The 4,645-nt window shown below is 45.5% G+C and carries 5 protein-coding genes; 2 read left to right on the top strand and 3 right to left on the bottom strand.

Annotated elements, in window-relative coordinates:
* Positions 1–101: 101 nt before the first annotated feature.
* Together QTO00_RS15240 and QTO00_RS15235 are read left to right on the top strand one after the other, a co-directional pair.
* Entirely contained in the window at positions 102–530 is a 429-nt protein-coding gene (locus QTO00_RS15240) for a DUF1499 domain-containing protein (RefSeq protein WP_331425548.1), read from the top strand.
* Between the two features lie 97 nt (positions 531–627).
* Positions 628–816 (top strand): hypothetical protein, encoded by a 189-nt coding sequence (locus QTO00_RS15235; protein WP_331425547.1) that lies wholly within the window; start codon positions 628–630, stop codon positions 814–816.
* Positions 817–864: 48 nt separating this feature from the next.
* On the opposite strand, the gene truB is transcribed toward QTO00_RS15235, so the two are convergent.
* The 3 genes from truB to infB form a co-directional block, all read right to left on the bottom strand.
* Positions 865–1,812 (bottom strand): tRNA pseudouridine(55) synthase TruB, encoded by a 948-nt coding sequence (gene truB / locus QTO00_RS15230; RefSeq protein WP_038202854.1) that lies wholly within the window; start codon positions 1,810–1,812, stop codon positions 865–867.
* Entirely contained in the window at positions 1,812–2,219 is a 408-nt protein-coding gene (rbfA, locus tag QTO00_RS15225; protein WP_038202856.1) for a 30S ribosome-binding factor RbfA, read from the bottom strand. The genes truB and rbfA overlap by 1 nt, the downstream gene beginning before the upstream one ends.
* A gap of 114 nt (positions 2,220–2,333) precedes the next feature.
* Positions 2,334–4,645, bottom strand: a 2,312-nt coding sequence (gene infB, locus QTO00_RS15220) for a translation initiation factor IF-2 (protein WP_331425546.1), incomplete at its 5' end; no start/stop codon positions are given.

The raw sequence follows: 4,645 nt of genomic DNA, 5'->3' as shown, positions 1-4,645 counted from the left end.
GTATAGCCTTAACTAAACTCACAAAAGGATCCATTAATTGGATCCTTTTTTTTATTTAAAACATATAATTGAATTCAATAAAAATAGACAAGGTATTCAAAATGAAGAAAACCGCTCTCCTGTCCATCGTCCTATTGGGTTTAACCGCTTGTAGCCAAGGAGTTGAAGAGATGACCGATAGAACCGCATCCCCATGTGGCGATAAGCCTAACTGTGTCTCCACTCAAGATAATCGCCCGGATCATAATCTCTCACCATTTGAACTCAATGATGGCGTGACCTTAGATCAAATCGAAGCTGTGGTACTCACGCAACCTCGAACTAAAACAGCCGATAAAACGGATAATTACTTAAGGGTAGAGTTCACTAGCAAGATCATGCGCTTTGTTGATGACCTTGAGCTAAAAATCGAAGGGAACAACCTGATCGTCCGATCTGAATCGCGCATCGGGCATTCTGATTTTGGTGTGAACCGCAAACGCGCCGATGCACTTAGAGTGGCTTTAACTGAGGCGAAATTAGTTAAGTAATACATTACAAAGGAGTGCCATTTCTTACGCAAAACACCTGTAATAGAAGCTAATGTAAGCCCGCGAGGCTAAACTACTTTGCCGAGAAAAATTAGTTTTGCTTCAGAAATACCACACCTTCGCAAAACTTGACCTACTTAGGCTAGCACTGGGTGTGGTGACCTTTGTGGCTATTGCGGCAAGTATGCGCAGAAATGGCGCTACGCATATTCCACCAACCCTACTCACCTCAAGCGACTTGGATAGCAATAGCTATAAAGGTCATCAGGTTAAAACACTGGTGTAAAAAAACCGAAGCATCAGCTTCGGTTTTTAGTATTCACTAGTAACAGCGTTACTCAGCTTCTTCGCGGAAAACCACTAGACGCTTAGGTGCAACCTTACCATCGTCATTGACTTGCGCAACACCAATAAAGAGCTTCTCTTCACCTGACGTCATACGCAGTGGAGTACCTTCTGGAGCGCCAAATACCTGCACTGGCATACCATGTTGAACTAAATCTGTTAGCTCAGCATTTAAGTTCACTTCTGGTAAGTCTTCGACTGCAGTGTCCATAGGTAGTAGCAGAGGATCAAGTAGCTCTTTCGGCGCTACTTCATCACGATGTGCTTGCTCTAGAAGCTCGTTGAGTTGCTCTAGGGTCACCATCTTCTCGTACGGGTATTTTGCAACACCCGTGCGACGTAGCATAGTCACATGAGCACCGCAGCCAAGCATCTCGCCAAGATCATCAACGATAGTACGAATGTAAGTGCCTTTCGAACAATGAACTTCCATCTCGACTTCATCGCCTTCAAAGCGGTGAAGCACAATCTCGTACACAGTAATTTTGCGTGACTCACGCGGTACTTCAATACCTTTTCGCGCATATTCGTACAGCGGTTTACCTTGATATTTCAATGCCGAGAACATCGAAGGGACTTGGTCAGATTCACCACGGAACTTATCAATACAAGCTTCAAGTTTATCTAGAGAGACATCCACAGGACGAGTCTCTACCACATCACCATCAGAGTCCGAAGTATCTGTGCGCTCACCAAGCTTTGCAATCACTCGATAACGCTTATCAGAGTCCAGCAAAAACTGAGAGAACTTAGTGGCTTCACCAAGGCAAATTGGCAGCATACCTGTCGCTAGGGGATCCAGAGCACCGGTATGACCTGCTTTCTCTGCAAAGTAAATACGTTTTACTTTTTGCAGTGCATCATTGGATGAAATGCCTGTTGGCTTATCTAAAAGGACAACACCATTTATTGGACGACCTTTACGACGACGTGCCATTACTCTTCACCTGCCTGCTCTTCATCACGACCAGCATCGTGCTGTTTACGCTTATCTTCGCTCACGACTTCAGACACTAGGTTCGACATACGCATACCTTCAACTAAGGTGTTATCGTAGTGGAAACGAACTTCTGGCGTTAGGCGCAGACGAATACGCTTACCTAGCATCATACGAATATGAACTTCATGCTCACGTAGTGCTTCTAAGCACGACTCTGGCGTTTGCTCACCAACACATAGGAAAGTAACGAATACTTTTGCGTAAGCCAGGTCGCGTGACACTTCTACATCAGAAATGGTCACCATACCTAGGCGAGAATCACGAACTTCACGCTGAAGGATCATTGCGAGTTCTTTTTGCAGCTGCTGTGCAACACGCTGCGTGCGGCTAAATTCTTTTGACATATCTTTTCTCTTATTAGAAAGAATGGGGGGATGGATAAATTCCAACCCCCCATGGCGTATTCAACAACCAATTACTGCTTATTCATCAGAGAGTAAGCCAATAATTATAGTCAATTAGTCTAGAGTACGTTTAACTTCAACGATTTCGAAGACTTCGATTTGGTCACCAACGCGAACATCGTTGTAGTTCTTAACGCCGATACCACATTCGTAACCGTTCTTAACTTCTTGGACGTCATCTTTGAAGCGACGTAGAGACTCTAGCTCACCTTCGTAGATTACAACGTTGTCACGCAGTACGCGGATTGGGTTGTTACGCTTAATGAGACCTTCAGTAACCATACAACCTGCGATTGCGCCCAGTTTCGGTGACTTAAATACATCACGTACTTCAGCAAGACCAATGATCTCTTGCTTGAATTCTGGAGCAAGCATACCGCCCATCGCTTGTTTCACTTCATCAATCAATTGGTAAATGATTGAGTAGTAACGAAGGTCTAGGTTTTCGTTTTCAACTGTACGACGCGCTGTTGCATCTGCACGGACGTTAAAGCCAAGGATGATAGCGTTAGAAGCTGCTGCTAGTACTGCATCAGTTTCTGTAATACCACCAACACCTGAACCTACGATGTTCACTTTAACTTCATCAGTTGAAAGCTTAACTAGTGAGTCAGAGATTGCTTCTACAGAACCCTGAACGTCAGCTTTAAGAACAACGTTTAGCTCAGCAACTTCACCAGCAGCCATGTTAGAGAACATGTTCTCTAGTTTCGCTTTCTGCTGACGAGCTAGCTTAACTTCACGGAATTTACCTTGACGGTAGTTCGCTACTTCACGAGCTTTACGCTCATCACGTACAACTGTTGCTTCATCACCAGACGCTGGTACACCCGAAAGACCTAGGATCTCTACCGGGATAGAAGGACCTGCTGTTGTTACTTCTTGACCGTTTTCATCGCGCATTGCACGAACACGGCCGTACTCTTGACCACAAAGAACGATGTCGCCTTTGTTTAGCGTACCAGACTGAACAAGTACTGTTGCAACTGGACCACGACCTTTATCAAGACGAGATTCAACAACCACACCAGACGCCATGCCTTCTTCAACAGCTGTAAGCTCAAGAACTTCAGATTGTAGAAGGATAGTTTCTAGAAGACTGTCGATGTTAGTACCCTGTTTCGCAGAGATGTGAACGAACATGTTCTCACCACCCCACTCCTCAGGAATAACGTCGTATTGAGCTAGCTCGTTCTTAACGTTATCTGGGTTCGCGTCTTCTTTATCGATCTTGTTCACAGCAACAATCAGAGGAACGCCTGCCGCTTTCGCGTGCTGGATCGCTTCAATTGTTTGTGGCATTACGCCATCGTCTGCTGCTACTACTAGAACAACGATATCTGTCGCTTGAGCACCACGAGCACGCATTGCAGTAAACGCCGCGTGTCCAGGAGTATCAAGGAAAGTGATCATGCCGTTGTCAGTTTCAACGTGGTAAGCACCGATGTGCTGTGTAATACCACCCGCTTCGCCCGAAGCAACGTGTGCTTTACGGATGTAGTCAAGTGTAGACGTTTTACCGTGGTCAACATGACCCATGATAGTAACAACAGGAGCACGAGGAACTGCTTCAGCGTTGTTGTCACGATCTGACAGTACAGCTTCTTCTAGCTCGTTCTCTTTACGCAGGATTACCTTGTGACCCATCTCTTCAGCAACAAGCTGTGCTGTTTCTTGGTCGATAACCTGGTTGATAGTCGCCATTGCGCCCATCTTCATCATTACTTTGATGACTTCCGTGCCTTTCACTGACATTTTGCTTGCCAGTTCAGAAACCACGATAGTTTCACCGATTACAACGTCAGCTTTTGCAACAGTCGCTGTTTTATCAAAACCTTGCTGCATAGAAGTAGGTTTAGCCAGTTTGCCTTTGTTGCGGTTTCTTCCGCCACGCTGGTTACGGCCACCACGGTTTTGATCATCGTTGTTAGAAGCTTTTTTCTTCTTCTTACGACGGCCACCTTCTTCTTTACGGTCTGCTGCGTCTTCAGCTTCACGAGCGTAAGTAGAAGTGGTTACGTGGTAGTCAGAGTTTTCCAACTCTTTTTTCTTCTTCTCTTCTTCAGACCAACGAGCTTCATTTTCTTCAGCCAGTTTACGAGCTTCTTCAACAAGCTTAGCCGCTTCTTGTTCCGCTTTACGTTGGGCTTCTTCTTCTTGACGACGCTTCAACTCATCAGCTTCTTTCTTAGCTTGCGCGTTAACGTCTGCATTTTTTGCGTTCATTTCTTTCTTAGCCTTATCAGCTTGGGCGCGTTTTGCCTTGTCTTCAGCTTCGCGTTTTGCATCCGCTTCTCGCTTCGCTTTCTCTTCGGCCTCGCGTTTTGCTTTCTCTGCAGCTTCACGTTTTGCTAGCTCTTCAGCCT

Source organism: Vibrio sp. M260118 (assembly GCF_036533755.1).
Lineage (GTDB): Bacteria > Pseudomonadota > Gammaproteobacteria > Enterobacterales > Vibrionaceae > Vibrio.
The sequence above is the reverse complement of the archived record's forward strand: the minus strand, read 5'-3'. Positions and strand labels throughout refer to the sequence as shown.